This window comes from Dyella acidisoli, from assembly GCF_030160295.1.
Lineage (GTDB): Bacteria > Pseudomonadota > Gammaproteobacteria > Xanthomonadales > Rhodanobacteraceae > Dyella_B > Dyella_B acidisoli.
This window is the reverse complement of sequence record NZ_BSOB01000061.1, coordinates 164,366-179,283: the sequence shown is the minus strand read 5'-3', so window position 1 is coordinate 179,283 and position 14,918 is coordinate 164,366. Positions and strand designations below refer to the sequence as shown.

Annotated in this window: 13 protein-coding genes; 8 read left to right on the top strand and 5 right to left on the bottom strand. The window is 61.0% G+C overall.

Translation table 11 applies throughout. The annotated features are described in order from the left end of the window. The first annotated feature begins 137 nt into the window (after window positions 1-137). The 6 genes from QQJ86_RS21570 to pilH all read left to right on the top strand — a co-directional run bounded on the left by QQJ86_RS21570 (window position 138) and on the right by pilH (window position 8,036). Complete coding sequence (locus QQJ86_RS21570; RefSeq protein ID WP_284323038.1) at window positions 138-2,981, top strand: 2-oxoglutarate dehydrogenase E1 component; 2,844 nt, start codon at window positions 138-140, stop codon at window positions 2,979-2,981. A 50-nt stretch (window positions 2,982-3,031) separates the two neighbouring features. Then, a complete protein-coding gene (odhB, locus tag QQJ86_RS21565; RefSeq protein ID WP_284323037.1) occupies window positions 3,032-4,231 on the top strand; it encodes a 2-oxoglutarate dehydrogenase complex dihydrolipoyllysine-residue succinyltransferase in 1,200 nt (399 codons plus the stop codon). 112 nt (window positions 4,232-4,343) lie between these two features. Beyond that, window positions 4,344-5,768, top strand: a complete 1,425-nt coding sequence (gene lpdA / locus QQJ86_RS21560; RefSeq protein WP_284323036.1) for a dihydrolipoyl dehydrogenase — start codon at window positions 4,344-4,346, stop codon at window positions 5,766-5,768. Between the two features lie 229 nt (window positions 5,769-5,997). Beyond that, on the top strand, window positions 5,998-6,594 hold the full coding sequence (locus QQJ86_RS21555; protein ID WP_284323035.1) for an LOG family protein: 597 nt from the start codon (window positions 5,998-6,000) through the stop codon (window positions 6,592-6,594). A gap of 8 nt (window positions 6,595-6,602) precedes the next feature. Beyond that, window positions 6,603-7,598 carry a YhdH/YhfP family quinone oxidoreductase gene (locus QQJ86_RS21550; protein ID WP_284323034.1) on the top strand — a complete coding sequence of 332 codons (996 nt, stop codon included), beginning with the start codon at window positions 6,603-6,605 and terminating at the stop codon, window positions 7,596-7,598. A 72-nt stretch (window positions 7,599-7,670) separates the two neighbouring features. Next, on the top strand, window positions 7,671-8,036 hold the full coding sequence (pilH, locus tag QQJ86_RS21545) for a twitching motility response regulator PilH (protein ID WP_284323033.1): 366 nt from the start codon (window positions 7,671-7,673) through the stop codon (window positions 8,034-8,036). Window positions 8,037-8,123: 87 nt separating this feature from the next. Here the strand turns inward: pilH and QQJ86_RS21540 are convergent, their stop codons facing one another. Continuing rightward, complete coding sequence (locus QQJ86_RS21540) at window positions 8,124-9,023, bottom strand: DnaJ C-terminal domain-containing protein (RefSeq protein ID WP_284323032.1); 900 nt, start codon at window positions 9,021-9,023, stop codon at window positions 8,124-8,126. A gap of 107 nt (window positions 9,024-9,130) precedes the next feature. Continuing rightward, window positions 9,131-9,583 (bottom strand): Hsp20/alpha crystallin family protein, encoded by a 453-nt coding sequence (locus tag QQJ86_RS21535; protein ID WP_284323031.1) that lies wholly within the window; start codon window positions 9,581-9,583, stop codon window positions 9,131-9,133. Between the two features lie 131 nt (window positions 9,584-9,714). On the opposite strand from QQJ86_RS21535, the gene QQJ86_RS21530 reads away from it, so the two are divergent. Next, window positions 9,715-10,203 carry a peroxiredoxin gene (locus QQJ86_RS21530; RefSeq protein WP_284323030.1) on the top strand — a complete coding sequence of 163 codons (489 nt, stop codon included), beginning with the start codon at window positions 9,715-9,717 and terminating at the stop codon, window positions 10,201-10,203. A gap of 157 nt (window positions 10,204-10,360) precedes the next feature. Then, the gene (locus QQJ86_RS21525) at window positions 10,361-10,648 is read left to right on the top strand and encodes a hypothetical protein (RefSeq protein ID WP_284323029.1); all 288 of its coding nucleotides are present in this window, start codon (window positions 10,361-10,363) and stop codon (window positions 10,646-10,648) included. 87 nt (window positions 10,649-10,735) lie between these two features. Here QQJ86_RS21525 and gyrA read toward each other — a convergent pair whose 3' ends face one another. From gyrA to mtnA, 3 genes are all read right to left on the bottom strand, one after another. Beyond that, window positions 10,736-13,348 carry a DNA gyrase subunit A gene (gene gyrA, locus QQJ86_RS21520; RefSeq protein ID WP_284323028.1) on the bottom strand — a complete coding sequence of 871 codons (2,613 nt, stop codon included), beginning with the start codon at window positions 13,346-13,348 and terminating at the stop codon, window positions 10,736-10,738. 138 nt (window positions 13,349-13,486) lie between these two features. Then, window positions 13,487-13,897, bottom strand: coding sequence for a GtrA family protein (locus QQJ86_RS21515; protein WP_284323027.1), 411 nt, complete (start codon window positions 13,895-13,897; stop codon window positions 13,487-13,489). Continuing rightward, window positions 13,894-14,913 (bottom strand): S-methyl-5-thioribose-1-phosphate isomerase, encoded by a 1,020-nt coding sequence (mtnA, locus tag QQJ86_RS21510; RefSeq protein ID WP_284323026.1) that lies wholly within the window; start codon window positions 14,911-14,913, stop codon window positions 13,894-13,896. Before mtnA ends, QQJ86_RS21515 begins: the two co-directional genes overlap by 4 nt. Window positions 14,914-14,918 lie beyond the last annotated feature (5 nt).

Here is a 14,918-nt window from a genome sequence, read left to right as displayed (position 1 = left end):
ATACGGCACGTTGCGCGGCCTGAGTCGGCTTGCCGCAGTGCGGAAGCCCCAGGCTATAATTAACAGGATTTTTCGCCGGCGAACCGGTCCTACGACAAGGCGGTTCGCTGAGGCTTCCTTTCCCTGCCGGTGGTGACGTGAGCACAAACCTGATCCGCGAGTTTTTCGAATCCTCGCAACTCGCAGGCGGCAACGCCGATTATGTCGAATCGTTATATGACGCCTGGCTGGCCGATCCCGCATCGGTGCCAGCCGAGTGGAACACGTACTTCCAGACCTTCAAGGGCCGCGAGTCGGGAGACGTCTCCCATACCGCGGCCATTGCGCGTATAGAGGCGGCGCAAAAACAGCGCCCCGGCTACGCGGCGGCAGCGCCCACCAGCGATGAGCATGCGCGTAAACAGGCCGGTGTACTGCGCCTGCTGACGGCTTACCGTTCGCGCGGCCATCTCGCCGCCGACCTCGACCCGCTCGGCCTCGCCCCCAAGACACACGCCCCCGATCTGGATCTGCCCTTCCACGGCCTGTCGGACGCCGACCTGGATACCGAATTCGACTGCGGCAACTTCGCCGGCGGTGGTCAGCGCATGAAGCTGCGCGAGCTGTATGCGCGCTTGAAGCGCGTGTACACCAGCACCATCGGCGCGGAGTTCATGCACATCTCCGACCACACGCAGCGCAATTGGCTCTACTCCCGCCTTGAACAGGCCAATGGCAGCGCCGGTCTGGACAAGGCAAGCAAACAGCGCCTGCTCGGCAGCCTCACCGGCGCCGAAGGCCTGGAGCGCTACCTGCACACCAAGTACGTGGGCCAGAAGCGCTTCTCGCTGGAAGGCGGCGACAGCCTGATCCCGATGATGGACGACGTGGTGCAGGCCGCGGGCGACAACGGCATCCGCGACGTGGTCATCGGCATGGCCCATCGCGGCCGCTTGAACGTGCTGGTGAACATCCTCGGCAAGCCGCCGAAAACCTTGTTCAACGAATTCGAAGGCATCTTCGAACATCACGAAGACGATCCCGCCCATTCCGGCGACGTGAAGTACCACATGGGCTTCTCCGCCGACGTGCGCACGCCCAAGGGTGGCGTGCATGTGGCATTGGCGTTCAATCCCTCGCATCTGGAAATCGTCAATCCGGTGGTAGCCGGTTCGGTGCATGCGCGCCAGGTGCGCCGTCGCGATAACGACCGCACCAAATCGTTCGCTGTGCTGATCCATGGCGACTCCGCGCTGGCCGGCCAGGGCGTGAACATGGAACTGTTCAACATGTCGCAGGCCCGCGGCTTCAAGATCGGCGGCACGCTGCACATCGTGGTGAACAACCAGGTAGGTTTCACCACCTCCAACCCGCAGGACACACGCTCCACGTTGTACTGCACCGACGTGATCAAGATGATCAACGGCCCGGTGTTCCATGTGAACGGCGACGATCCGGAAGCGGTGATCCAGGTGACCCGTCTCGCCTACGAATTCCGCAAGACGTTCCGCAAGGACGTGATGATCGACCTGGTGTGCTACCGCCGCCACGGCCACAACGAAGCGGACGAACCGGCCGCCACGCAGCCGGTGATGTACCAGATCATCCGCAAGCGCCCCACCACGCGCGAACTCTACGCGCAGCAACTGGTGAAGGAAGGCGTGCTGGCCGAAGGCGATGCGCAGAAGCTGGCCGAGGATTACCGCAACCGCCTCGAAGCGGGCGCGGCCATGACCGATCTGCATCCGTCACTCACCAAGGACGTGGAAGTGGATTGGAGCCAGTTCATCGGCGGCAAGCTGTCCGCGCCGTGCAACACCACGGTGCCCAAGCAGAAGCTGGTGGAATTGGCCGGCCGCATTCTGGATCTGCCAAAGGATGTAACGCTGCACGCACGCGTTGCCAAGATCTACGACGACCGCCGCAAGATGGCCGCTGGCGAACTGCCGGGCGACTGGGGCTTCGCCGAAAACCTTGCCTACGCCACGCTGATCGACGAAGGCCACAACCTGCGCATGGTCGGCCAAGACGCGGGACGCGGCACCTTCTTCCATCGTCATGCCGTGCTGCATGACCAGAAGGACGGCCACACCTATCTACCACTCGCTTCGCTGCGTCCGGATGCCGATGTCGAAGTGATTGACTCGCTGCTCAGCGAAGAAGCAGTGATGGGCTTCGAATACGGCCACGCCACCACCGATCCGTACACGCTCAACATCTGGGAAGCGCAGTTCGGCGACTTCGCCAACGGCGCGCAGGTGGTGATCGACCAGTTCATCAGCTCTGGCGAAGCGAAGTGGGATCGCCTGTGCGGTCTCGCGCTGTTCCTGCCGCACGGCTACGAAGGCCAGGGTCCGGAGCACTCTTCTGCACGCCTGGAGCGCTTCCTGCAGTTGTGCGCCCTGGACAACATGCAAGTGTGCGTGCCGACCACGCCGGCGCAGGATTTCCACATGATCCGCCGCCAGATGCTGCGCCCGGTGCGCAAGCCGTTGATCGTGATGACGCCCAAGTCGCTGCTGCGCCACAAGCTGGCAGTGTCCACGCTGGACGAGCTCGCCAACGGCAGCTTCCAGTTGGTGATCGGCGAGCATCGCGATCTGCCGGCGAAGAAGGTCAAGCGCGTAGTGCTGTGCGCCGGCAAGGTCTACTACGACCTGCTGGAAGACTCGGAGAAGCGCGGCCTCAATGATGTGGCTATCGTGCGCGTCGAGCAGCTCTATCCGTTCCCGCGTCCGGAAGTCACGGCCGAACTGGAAAAATACCCTTCCGCCAAGGAAGTGGTGTGGTGCCAGGAAGAGCCGATGAACCAGGGCGCCTGGTTCCAGATCCGCCATCACCTGCAAGCCTGCGTAAATAGCAAGCAGAGCCTTTCCTATGCAGGTCGCGCGCGTTCGCCCGCGCCTGCCGCGGGTCACCTCAACGATCACGTTGCCGAACAGTCCGCGCTAGTCGAACAGGCGCTGGTTGCACCGATCGGCGACGATCATTCTGCTGAATAACATCCAGGATTCTCGCGCTCACGGATGAGCGACCAACCCCAGGATCATCTATGTCCACCGAAGTCAAAGTCCCCGTTCTGCCCGAGTCCGTCTCCGACGCCACTATTGCGACCTGGCACAAGAAGGCCGGTGATGCGGTCAAGCGCGATGAGAACCTGGTCGACCTGGAAACCGACAAGGTCGTGCTGGAAGTGCCCTCGCCGGTCGACGGCGTGCTGAAGGAACTGAAGTTCCAGGCCGGCGACACGGTGACCAGCCAGCAGGTGATCGCGGTGATTGAGGAAGGCGCTGTGGCCGCTGCGGCCGCACCTGCTCCGGCTGCTGCCGCACCTGCGCCTGCTCCCGCCGCCGCTGCTCCGCAGGCTGCCGCCAAGGGCACGGAAAATCTCTCCCCCGCCGGCCTGCGTGTCGCCACCGAAGAGAAGATCGACGTCTCCAAAGTCGCCGGCACCGGCCGCGACGGCCGCGTCACCAAGGAAGACCTGGTGAACTACGGCAAGGGCGGTGCTCCCGCTACCGCCGCACCTGTCGCGCAGCCGACTCCGGGCGCCCGTCCGGAAGAGCGCGTGCCGATGACGCGCATCCGCGCGCGCATCGCCGAGCGCCTGATGCAGTCGAAGAATTCCATCGCGATGCTCACCTCGTTCAACGAAGTGAACCTCGCCGAAGTCACCAAGATGCGCAAGACGCTGGGTGAGCAGTTCGAAAAGGCGAACGGCGTGAAGCTTGGCTTCATGAGCTTCTTCGTGAAGGCCGCTGCAGAGGCACTGAAGCGTCACACCATCATCAACGCGTCGGTCGATGGCAACGACATCGTCTATCACGGCTACCAGGACATCTCCATTGCCGTGGCGACGGAAAAAGGTCTGGTAACGCCTGTGCTGCGCGACGTGCAGAACATGAGCTTCGCCGACGTCGAACGCGGTATCGCCAACTACGCGAAGAAAGCACGCGAAGGCAAGCTTGGCCTGGATGATCTGCAGGGCGGCACCTTCACCATCACCAATGGCGGCACCTTCGGTTCGCTGTTGTCGACACCGATCGTGAATCCGCCGCAGAGCGCGATTCTCGGCATGCACACCATCAAGGAGCGTGCAATCGTCGAGAACGGCCAGGTGATCGCCGCACCGATGATGTATCTGGCACTGTCTTACGATCACCGCATCATCGATGGCAAGGATGCAGTGCTGTTCCTGGTCGACATCAAGAACCAACTGGAAAATCCGCAGCGCATGCTGCTTGGCATGTAATTGCCTGCCGGCCGGGGCGCACTCGCTGCAGCCCCGGCTAGCAAACCTCTTTCGAAATCCCTTACGCGCCGCCATATACGGCACGATTCCGCTCCCTAGGAAACCCCAAACCATGAGCGACAAATTCGACGTCATCGTCATCGGCGCCGGTCCAGCAGGCTACGTAGCCGCGATCCGCGCCGCACAACTCGGCCTCAAGACCGCTTGCGTCGATGCCTTCGTCGGCAAAGACGGCAAGCAGGCCCTCGGCGGCACCTGCCTCAACGTGGGCTGTATTCCGTCCAAAGCGCTGCTCGACTCGTCCAAGCAGTACTACAACTTGGCGCACAACCTGCCGGCGCATGGCATCAGCGTCGAAAATGCCAAGGTGGACATGGCGACCTTCATCGGTCGCAAGGACAAGATCGTCAAGCAGTTCACCGGCGGCATCGGCCAGCTGTTCAAGGCCAACAAGGTCACGCCGTTCTTTGGCAAGGGCAAGCTGCTGAAGGGCAACAATGTTGAGATCACTGGCAACGACGGCAGCAAGCAGACGATCAGCGCCACCAACGTGATCCTGGCTTCCGGCTCGGTGCCGATCGAACTGCCGTTCGCCAAGTTCGACGGCAAGAACATCATCGACAATGCCGGTGCCCTCGACATCAACGAAGTGCCGAAGCGCCTGGGCGTGATCGGCGCGGGCGTGATCGGCCTGGAACTGGGCAGCGTGTGGAAGCGCCTTGGCGCCGACGTCACCATTCTCGAAGCACTGCCGGATTTCCTCTCGGTCGCCGACGCGGATGTCGCCAAGATCGCCAAGAAAGAATTCGAGAAGCAGGGCCTCACGATCAAACTCGGCGCCAAGCTCACCAAGGCCGAGGTGAAGAAGAATGAAGTGCTGCTGTCCTATGAAGACAAGGACGGCGCACACGAACTTACCGTCGACAAGCTGCTGGTGGCCGTCGGCCGCCGCGCTTATACCGAAGGCTTGCTGGCCGACGACACCGGCGTGAAGCTGGACGAGCGTGGACGCATCGTGGTCGACGAGCACAACCACACCGGCGTGGACGGCGTGTGGGCGATCGGTGATGCTGTGCGCGGGCCGATGCTGGCGCACAAGGGCTCCGAGGAAGGCGTCGCAGTGGCCGAGTGGATCGCCGGCAAAGCTGGCCACATCAACCTCGATACGGTGCCGTGGGTGATCTACACCGAGCCTGAAATTGCCTGGGCCGGCAAGACCGAAAAGGAACTGAAGGACGCCGGTGTGCCGTACAAGATCGGCACCTTCCCCTTCGCCGCCATCGGTCGTGCCGTGGCCATGAACGAGGCCATCGGCCAGGTGAAGGTGATCGCCCATGCCGAAACCGATCGCCTGCTCGGCGTGCACATGGTCGGCCCAGGCGTGTCAGAGCTGATCGCCGAGGCCGTGGTGACGATGGAGTTCAAGGGCTCCGCCGAAGACCTGGCCCGTATCGTCCACGCGCATCCGACACTGTCGGAAGCCGTGCACGAAGCGGCGCTGTCGGTGGACAAGCGCGCGATTCACAAGGGCAACTGAAACACCATGGCATGATGAAGAACGGCCCGCTCGTGGCGACATGGGCGGGCCGGTTTTTTTGGCCCCTCTCCCGCCGGGAGAGGGGTTGGGGTGAGGGTTCGGGCGAAGCGCGCTAACAAATGCTCGCGCGCGACTTTGGCAACACGCTTCGATCGCACCCTCATCCGCCCTTCGGGCACCTTCTCCCGGAGGGAGAAGGCTCACACTCAACCATCACGCGATATAGGCCATGCCCCAACCCACCGCTCTCTGCGTCTACTGCGGCTCCCAAAGCGGCGACAACCCCGTCTATGCTGAAACTGCTCACGCGTTCGGCCTGGAACTGGCCAGGCGCGATATCACGCTGGTATACGGTGGCGGCAAAGTCGGATTAATGGGTACGGTCGCGAATGCTGCACTGGCAGGAGACGGCAAAGTCATTGGCGTCATACCGCGCCAGCTTGTCGACCGCGAAGTTGCACATAAGGGCCTGACTGAACTTGTTGTGGTCGACACCATGCATCAGCGCAAGACGCGCATGTACGAATTATCCAATGCCTTCGTCGCCCTGCCCGGCGGTTTCGGCACCATGGACGAAATGTTCGAGATGCTCACATGGGCACAACTTGGATTGCATCGCTATCCGTGCGGATTTCTCGACACGCACGGCTATTACGGTCATTTGCGTAGCATGATGAACCATATGGTCGCCGAAGGGTTCGTTGCGCAAAGCCGGCGCGACAGCATTTGGTTCGGCGAGTCGATCGACGAATTGTTTGAGTGGATGAGCCACTACGATGTCAGTCTTGCTCCGCATGGCATCGATAGCTCCAGCATCAAGGCCTGAGGCACGCCATGACTACATTCCAAGCGTTTCGCATCCACAACGATGCCCACGGTTATCGCGGCGGTATCGAAACCATGCACGCTGATGCACTGAGTCCGGGCGAAGTGCTGGTGAAAGTGGCCTACTCGTCGGTGAATTACAAAGACGCATTGGCAGGCACCGGCAAAGGAAAGATCCTTCGCCAGTATCCACTCAATGGTGGCATCGATGCGGCGGGCGTCGTCGTAGCTTCTTCCGATGCGCTGTTCAAGGAAGGCGACAAAGTGCTGTGCACTGGCAGCGGCCTTTCTGAAACGCGTGACGGCGGTTACGGCGAATACATCCGACTGCCTTCGCAGTGGGCGATTCCGCTGCCAGCCGGCTTGAATCTCCGTGAAGGCATGATCCTGGGTACAGCCGGCTTTACGGCTGCCCTTGCCTTGTTGCGCATGCAGGACAATCGCCAAACACCCGCGCTTGGCCCCATCGCAGTCAGCGGTGCCAGCGGCGGCGTGGGCATGCTGGCTATCGATATCTTCACGCGCGCGGGCTACGAAGTGCACGCCATCAGTGGCAAGGCTGCGCATTTCGACTTCTTGCGCAGTCTCGGCGCAACCGAATGCATCGATCGCCATCAGCTCACCTTTAGCGGCAAGCCCATGGATTCGGCCCGTTTTGGCGGCGCACTGGACAACGTTGGCGGTGCGATGCTCGCCGGTCTGTTGCCGCTGATCGTACCCTACGGCAATGTCGCCATTTGCGGCAACGCCGGTGGCATCAACTTTGAAAGCACCGTGATGCCATTCATTATTCGCGGCGCCAGCGTGCTCGGTATTGCTACCGCCGGCACCGCCCGCGATATTCGCGACCAGGTATGGCACCATCTCGCCAGCGACTGGAAGCCGCGCCATCTTGACCGGATCGCCACCCGGGAAATCACGCTGGAGCAGCTACCGGACGTGTTCGAGCGTATGCTGGCAGGCGATTCCTTCGGACGCACGATTGTGCGCGTAGGTCACGTTTGACGCGGGTCACGCTTGGAAGCGTCGTCGCTGCGACTTAGAATTAACGAAACGACTTAGGGGATTCCCAAGCTTATGGCACGCATTCTGATCGTCGACGATTCTCCGTCGCAGCTTCTCGGTATCAAGCGCATCGTCGAGAAGCTCGGCCATGAAACGCTGACCGCCGAAGACGGTGCCGCGGGTGTCGAGGCAGCAAGGCGGGAAAAACCCGCGTTGATCCTGATGGACGTGGTCATGCCCAATCTCAATGGCTTCCAGGCCACACGCACGATCAGCAAGGATCCGGAAACCGCGCATATTCCGATCGTATTGGTCACCACCAAGGACCAGGAAACGGACAAGGTGTGGGGCATGCGCCAGGGTGCAAAAGCCTATGTGACCAAGCCGATCAAGGAAGAAGAACTGGTGGCGGTGTTGAAGGAACTGCTGCCTGCCTGATGGCACGTCCAAACGAATACAGACAAACGGCGCCCTCTAGGCGCCGTTTGCGTTTCTACCCGATCAATTCCTGCTTGATAAACGCGCTCATTGCCGCGGATCGTACTGCGCGAATTGCAACCGGAGCGTCTCATAGGCTTGGCGCTGCGGATCACTTTCCGGCAGCGGCACCCTGATCGACACCTCCACCAACTGATCGCCCGGCGGCTGCCCTGGCATGCCACGCCCCTTCAGGCGCAGTTTGCGACCTGACTGCGTACCGGCGGGAATGCGCAAATCTACTGTGCCAGCTAGCGTTGGCACCGGCACTGTGGCCCCCAGCGCCGCCTCCCAGGGGCTGACCGGCAGAACGTGTAAGACGTTGCGGCCGTCCAGCTTGAAGCGCGCATCGTCACGGATGCTCACCTCCAGCAGAAGATCACCGCTCGGACCGCCTCCTGCGCCTGGGTGGCCTTGGCCGCTCAGGCGAATCACACGCCCTGGCTGGATGCCGGCCGGGATCTTCACTTCCAGCACACGATCCTGGCCGCTGCCATCGTCCAGGCTCAGCCGAGTGCGGCCACCGTTGAAGGCCGTTTGCAGGTCAATCTGTACCTGGGCTTGCACGTCGCGGCCCCTTCGCGTGTGTGGCGCATGGCGACCGCCTGCAGACGCACGGCCGAACAGGCTCTCAAAGAAGTCGCTGAAGTCGCCGTTGCCGGCATCGCCGAAATCGAATCCCTGGCCCTGGCCCCAATTGGGTGGCGGACGGAACTGCTCGCCCGGACGGTAACCACCCGCGCGAAGCTGATCGTAGGCGCGGCGCTTTTCCGGATCACGCAATACTTCGTTAGCTTCGTTGACCGCCTTGAATTTTTCTTCCGCACCGGCGTCCTTGTTCTTGTCCGGATGATATTTGCGCGCAAGCTTGCGATAGGCCGCCTTGATATCGGCCTCGCTGGCATCGGGCTTCACGCCCAGGACTTCGTAATAGTCTTTGAATTCCACTGCCCTTCCTCAATCCAAATTCAGCACGCTCTCGGATCCAACACAAGCGGCTCGCCGCGGATCATTGTCCGCGGCGAGCCGTCTATGCAACATGCAATGAGAGGTGATTACTGCGCCGTATGGATGGTGATGCGGCGTGGCGCCTTTTCCGCCTTCTTCGGGATCACGATTTCCAGCACGCCATGCTTACCGCTAGCACTGATGTTGTCGGCATCGGCGCTATCGGGCAGCGCAAAGCGGCGATGGAATTTGCCATGCGCACGCTCCACGCGCGTGAAGCGGCCGGTCGCTTCGCTCTGCTCGATCGCGCGCTCACCCTTGATGGTGAGAATGCCTTTTTCCATGTTCACTTCGATGCTGGCCGGATCCACGCCGGGCACATCGGCATAGATCACAAAACGCTGCTCTTCTTCCTTGATGTCCACGCGCGGCGCCCACTGGCTGGTCACTACGTTGGAACCGTCGCTTTCCTCGTTTTGGAAGAAGCGTTCGAGTGCATGACGAATATCGGCCGGAAATGCACCCGTGGTGTTCCAGAAGGTATGGCGGCTGTGATTCATGATTGTTTTCCTCGAATGGGTTGCGGTGTATTTGCCGCTTGACAGCCACATAAGTGCTCGAATGAAAGTTTCAAGGCGACAAGCCCTTGGCCCCGGCGGTACCATGCCTGATGTTGCTTAGGGACGACCGTATGACTATCCAGATTGGACAAGCCCTGCCGGACCTGGAGATCGCTGTCATTGACGGCGAAGCCAACATCCAGCGCGTCAGCACAGCGTCTCTTTTCACCGGCCGGAACGTCGTGCTGTTCGGCGTACCCGGCGCCTTCACACCCACTTGCTCGGAACGTCACCTACCGGGTTACGTCAAACATTTCGATGCTTTCAAAGCGCGCGGCGTAGAGGTGTATTGCATGGCGGTGAACGATGCTTATGTGATGAAAGCCTGGAGCATCTCGCAACACGTACCGGCTGGATTCAAGTTGCTGGCGGACGGTAACGGCGCGTTCACCAAATCGCTTGGATTGGAGATGGACGGCAGTGCGTACGGCATGGGTATGCGTTCGCGCCGTTTCGCGTTGTATGCGGAAAACGGCATCGTGAAAGAGCTTCATATCGAAAGCCCCGGCGAACTGCGCGTGACGACAGCCGAAGCAATGCTTGAAGTGGCACCTCGCTGAATCCTACAAATTGGCGAGATTTAGATCACACTCAAAACAGGAAATCTCCTACAGATTAGACGCAAGGGCGTCATAATCGACCCGGCGGCTCGGCCATGCCCAGCCGGTGCACGCACGGAGGCGTCAACACGTCTGCCGGGCGTGCAGGAGATTCATCATGAAACTTCGGAACTTATGCGTACCATTGCTTGTGGCATGCGCTCTTTCGTCGGCGGTACAGGCCACTACGTTCTCGGCGAGTGGTGTGATCAGCTTCCATGGTTCCGTCTCGCGGTCCACATCCATACCGGTCGCAACTGAAGTTCTCTCGCCGATCGATTTGGCGACAACGAGGACGATCGAATCCTTGGCCCAGTCACGCGCCCGACTATCCAGCGATCTGCTGGATTATTTTGCTCAATATGCAAAGCCCGACAGCAAAGTCGTCAGCGTGGTATACCAGTGATGTCGTGCATGCGATTGCCGTTGAGCGCAATCGTCAGTGAAAACGAAAAAGCCCCGGACAAACCGGGGCTTTTTCGCCATACCGAACTTATTCGTTCGGCTGCGGATCGCTTGATGCATCCGGCGCATCCGGGGCGGGTGTAACACCTTCGCTCGCCTCGACGTCATCGCCATTGCTTTCATCCGCATCCACGCGCACCACGCTGACCAACGCTTCCTCGGCCGGCAGGCGGATCAACGTAACGCCCTGCGTGTTGCGGCCAAGCTGCGACACTTCCATCGCGCGCGTACGCACCAGCGTGCCCTGATTGGAGATCAGGATCAGTTCGTGCGTGTCGGCCACTTGCGCCGCAGCGACCAGTGCACCGTTGCGTTCGGAGCACTGAATGCCGATGACACCCTGCGTACCGCGGCCCTTCTTGGGGAACTCTTCGAGCTGGGTACGCTTGCCGTAGCCGCGTTCGGTGGCGGTGAGGATGTCGCCCTCCTGAGCCACGATCAGCGATACAACCTTCGCCTCGTCCGTGAGCTTCATGCCACGCACACCGGTGGCGGTACGACCCATCGGACGCACTTCACTTTCGTCGAAGCGCACGACTTTGCCGTTGGATGCAAACAGCAGCACGTCGCTGTTACCGTCAGTGAGCATGACGCCAATCAGCGCATCGCCCTCTTCCAGGTTGATGGCGATCTTGCCTCTCTGCAGCTGATACTCAAATTCGGTAAGTGGCGTTTTCTTCACCGTGCCCTGTGCGGTAGCGAAGAATACGTGGCGATCCGCGCTGTACTCATGGACGGGCACCACTGCCTGCACCTTCTCGCCTTCGGCGAGCGGCAGCAGGTTCACCATCGGCTTGCCGCGCGCATTCGGGCCGGCTTCCGGCATCTGGTACACCTTGAGCCAGTAAACGCGGCCGGTGCTGGTGAAGGTGAGCAGCGTGTCGTGCGTGTTCACCACCCACAACTGTTCGACGAAATCTTCTTCCTTCAACGCCGATGCCGAGCGGCCCTTGCCGCCGCGACGCTGTGCGCGATAGATGCTAACCGGCTGACGCTTCACATAACCGGCGTGAGACACGGTAACCACCACATCTTCCGGCGCAATCAGATCGAGCACATTGAGATCTTCCTGCGAAGGCTGGATCTCGGTGCGGCGCGCATCGCCGAATTCGGACTTGATCACTTCGAGCTCGTCACGGATCACAGCGAGCAGACGCGTAGGATCTTCCAGAATCTGGATCAGTCCACGGATGGTCTCGAGAATCTCGCGATATTCGTCGGAGAGCTTTTCCTGCTCCAGACCGGTGAGGCGATGCAAGCGCATGGCGAGGATTTCTTGCGCCTGCGTGTCCGAAAGCTGATAGCCATCGGCCTTCAGACCATCGCGCGGATCCAAATCTTCCGGACGCGAGGCTTCCGCACCGGCGGCCGCCAACATCGCGGCGACCATGCCGGGCTGCCACTTGCGCGCCACCATGCGCTCACGCGCTTCCTGCGGCGAAGCGGACGTTCGGATCAGCTCGATCATCTCGTCGATGTTGGCGAGCGCGACGGTCAGGCCTTCCAAGATATGAGCGCGAGCACGTGCCTTGCGCAGTTCGAAAATCGTGCGGCGGGTGACGACTTCGCGACGATGGCGAATAAACGCCTCAAGGATTTCCTTGAGGTTGAGCGTGCGCGGCTGACCATCGACCAGCGCCACCATGTTGATGCCGAAGGTGACCTGCAACTGCGTCTGCTGGAACAGGTTATTGAGCACCACATCGGCCATCGCATCGCGACGAATCTCGATGACGATGCGCATGCCGTCCTTGTCGGATTCGTCGCGCAGTTCGGAGATGCCTTCGAGTCGCTTTTCCTTCACCAGCTCAGCGATCTTTTCGATCAGACGCGCCTTGTTCACCTGGTAAGGCAGTTCGTGGACGAGGATCGTCTCGCGGCCGTTGGATTCGGTTTCGATCTCGGTGCGTGCACGCACCAGAATGCGGCCTCGGCCGGTGCGATACGCCTCGATGATGCCGGCCGCGCCGTTGATGATGCCGGCAGTGGGGAAATCCGGGCCCGGCACATGCTGCATCAGCTCGTCGACGCTGAGTTCCGGATTGTCGATCAGCGCGATCGTTGCGGAAATCACTTCCGTGAGATTGTGCGGCGGCACATTGGTGGCCATGCCCACCGCAATGCCGGCCGAACCGTTCACCAGCAGGTTCGGTACGCGCGTGGGCAGTACCAGCGGCTCCTGCTCGCTTTCATCGTAGTTCGGGCCGAAATCGACGGTTTCCTTGTCGATGTCCGCCAGCAATTCGTGCGTAAGGCGCGCCATGCGCACTTCGGTGTAACGCATCGCTGCAGCGTTGTCGCCATCGACTGAACCGAAGTTACCCTGGCCGTCCACCAGCATATAGCGCAGCGAGAACGGCTGGGCCATGCGCACGATGGCGTCGTAAACAGAGGCGTCGCCGTGCGGATGGTATTTACCGATCACGTCACCGACGACGCGTGCGGATTTCTTGTAGGGCTTGTTCCAAACGTTGCCGAGCTCGTTCATGGCGAACAGCACACGGCGATGCACGGGCTTCAAACCATCGCGGACATCCGGAAGGGCGCGTCCCACGATCACGCTCATGGCGTAATCGAGGTAGCTCTGGCGCATTTCGTCTTCGATATTGACGCGAATGACTTCTTTGGCGAGCTCTGCCATCAATTGGCTTCCCTGGTAACGAATAAGAGCCTCGGGACATGCGCTTCAGGCGCTTGTCGGCGGGGGTCAGGCGGTAGTTCGTAAGTGTACCACAGTGACGCTTGGGAAGGCCCGATTTTCACCTTTCCAATCAATGAGTTAGGAGCCTGTTTTGGCGCGTCTAAAAAGGAGCGTCCGAGCGCTCACGAAATTGACGAAAGCAGCGAAAAATGAGCCCACGCCGACCGCCAGCGCAGGCCATCGATGCCAGCTCGGAAAGGCGATCAGGCAGGCCACATAGGCGATGTAATTCACCGCTGCGCCGCCGCTCATCAAGGCCATCCAGTGCAGCCATTCCACCATCAGCGAGCGTCCGCTATGACGTGCGGCGAAGGTCTGGCTGCGGTTCCACCACCAGGTGACGGTGGCTGCGACGAGGAAGGAAATCACTCGGCCAAGGTAAGGATTGAAGTGCGCAAAGGTCACCAGACTCTGCACGATGCCGGCGTCGACGACGAAGCCAAGCGCTCCGCCGATCGCGAACAACATCACTTCATGACGCAACCTCATGCGGCGAACACGGCCTTCATGCGTTCAGTGGTGGGATGTTCGATCACGCCACGTTCGGTGACGATGGCGTCGATCAACGAAGCGGGCGTAACGTCAAACACCGGATTCCAGGCTTGCGCGCCTTCGACCACAGTGCGGCGGCCCGCCACGCTGAGCAGTTCGGCGGCATCGCGCAGTTCGATGTCGATGTCGTCACCGGACACAGTGGCCATGTCCACGGTGGACGACGGCGCCACCACCATGAACTTCACGCCATGATGGCGCGCGGCAATCGCAAGCTGATACGTGCCAATCTTGTTGGCGGTATCGCCGTTGGCGGCAATGCGATCGGCACCAACGATCACCCACTTCACGGCGCCAGACTTCATCAAGTGCGAAGCGGCAGAATCGGCAATCAATTTGGCTGGAATGCCATCACGTACCAGTTCCCACATGGTGAGTCGTGCACCCTGCTGCCAGGGGCGGGTCTCTCCGGCATAGACATGGTCGATGCGCCCGGCTGCGACACCGGCACGGATCACGCCCAACGCGGTGCCGTAGCCGGAGGTGGCCAGAGAGCCGGTGTTGCAATGGGTCATCACGCCGGAGCCCGGTAAGATCAGGGCCGCGCCCAGCTCGCCCATGTGCCGGTTCGCGGCAAGATCTTCGTCCTGGATGATTTGCGCTTCACGTTCCAGCGCGGCAGCATCGGCGCCCGCGGCGATGTGCGCCTTCATACGATCTAGCGCCCACATCAGATTCACTGCCGTCGGTCGCGCCGCACGCAGCTCCGCCAGCGCTTGATCCATCGGCGCGCTTTGTTGCGCAGCAAGCACGACGCCCCAGGCTGCGGCGATGCCGATAGCCGGCGCGCCGCGTACCGCGAGATCCTTGATGGCATGAATGACCGCTACGTAATCGCGGCAATCGAGCCATTGTTCTTCCGCGGGCAGCAGACGCTGGTCGAGCAGGCGGAGATGATCGCCACGCCACTGCACGGCGCGGATGGTGTCATGGGCGGAAGAGAGATTGGTCATCGCGG

Coding starts and splice junctions, on each gene's coding strand:
- QQJ86_RS21515 (WP_284323027.1), bottom strand. CDS start 13,897: ATGAGGTTGCGTCATGAAGTGATGTTGTTCGCGATCGGCGGAGCGCTT.
- odhB (WP_284323037.1), top strand. CDS start 3,032: ATGTCCACCGAAGTCAAAGTCCCCGTTCTGCCCGAGTCCGTCTCCGAC.
- QQJ86_RS21535 (WP_284323031.1), bottom strand. CDS start 9,583: ATGAATCACAGCCGCCATACCTTCTGGAACACCACGGGTGCATTTCCG.
- QQJ86_RS21550 (WP_284323034.1), top strand. CDS start 6,603: ATGACTACATTCCAAGCGTTTCGCATCCACAACGATGCCCACGGTTAT.
- mtnA (WP_284323026.1), bottom strand. CDS start 14,913: ATGACCAATCTCTCTTCCGCCCATGACACCATCCGCGCCGTGCAGTGG.
- lpdA (WP_284323036.1), top strand. CDS start 4,344: ATGAGCGACAAATTCGACGTCATCGTCATCGGCGCCGGTCCAGCAGGC.
- QQJ86_RS21555 (WP_284323035.1), top strand. CDS start 5,998: ATGCCCCAACCCACCGCTCTCTGCGTCTACTGCGGCTCCCAAAGCGGC.
- QQJ86_RS21525 (WP_284323029.1), top strand. CDS start 10,361: ATGAAACTTCGGAACTTATGCGTACCATTGCTTGTGGCATGCGCTCTT.
- QQJ86_RS21530 (WP_284323030.1), top strand. CDS start 9,715: ATGACTATCCAGATTGGACAAGCCCTGCCGGACCTGGAGATCGCTGTC.
- pilH (WP_284323033.1), top strand. CDS start 7,671: ATGGCACGCATTCTGATCGTCGACGATTCTCCGTCGCAGCTTCTCGGT.
- gyrA (WP_284323028.1), bottom strand. CDS start 13,348: ATGGCAGAGCTCGCCAAAGAAGTCATTCGCGTCAATATCGAAGACGAA.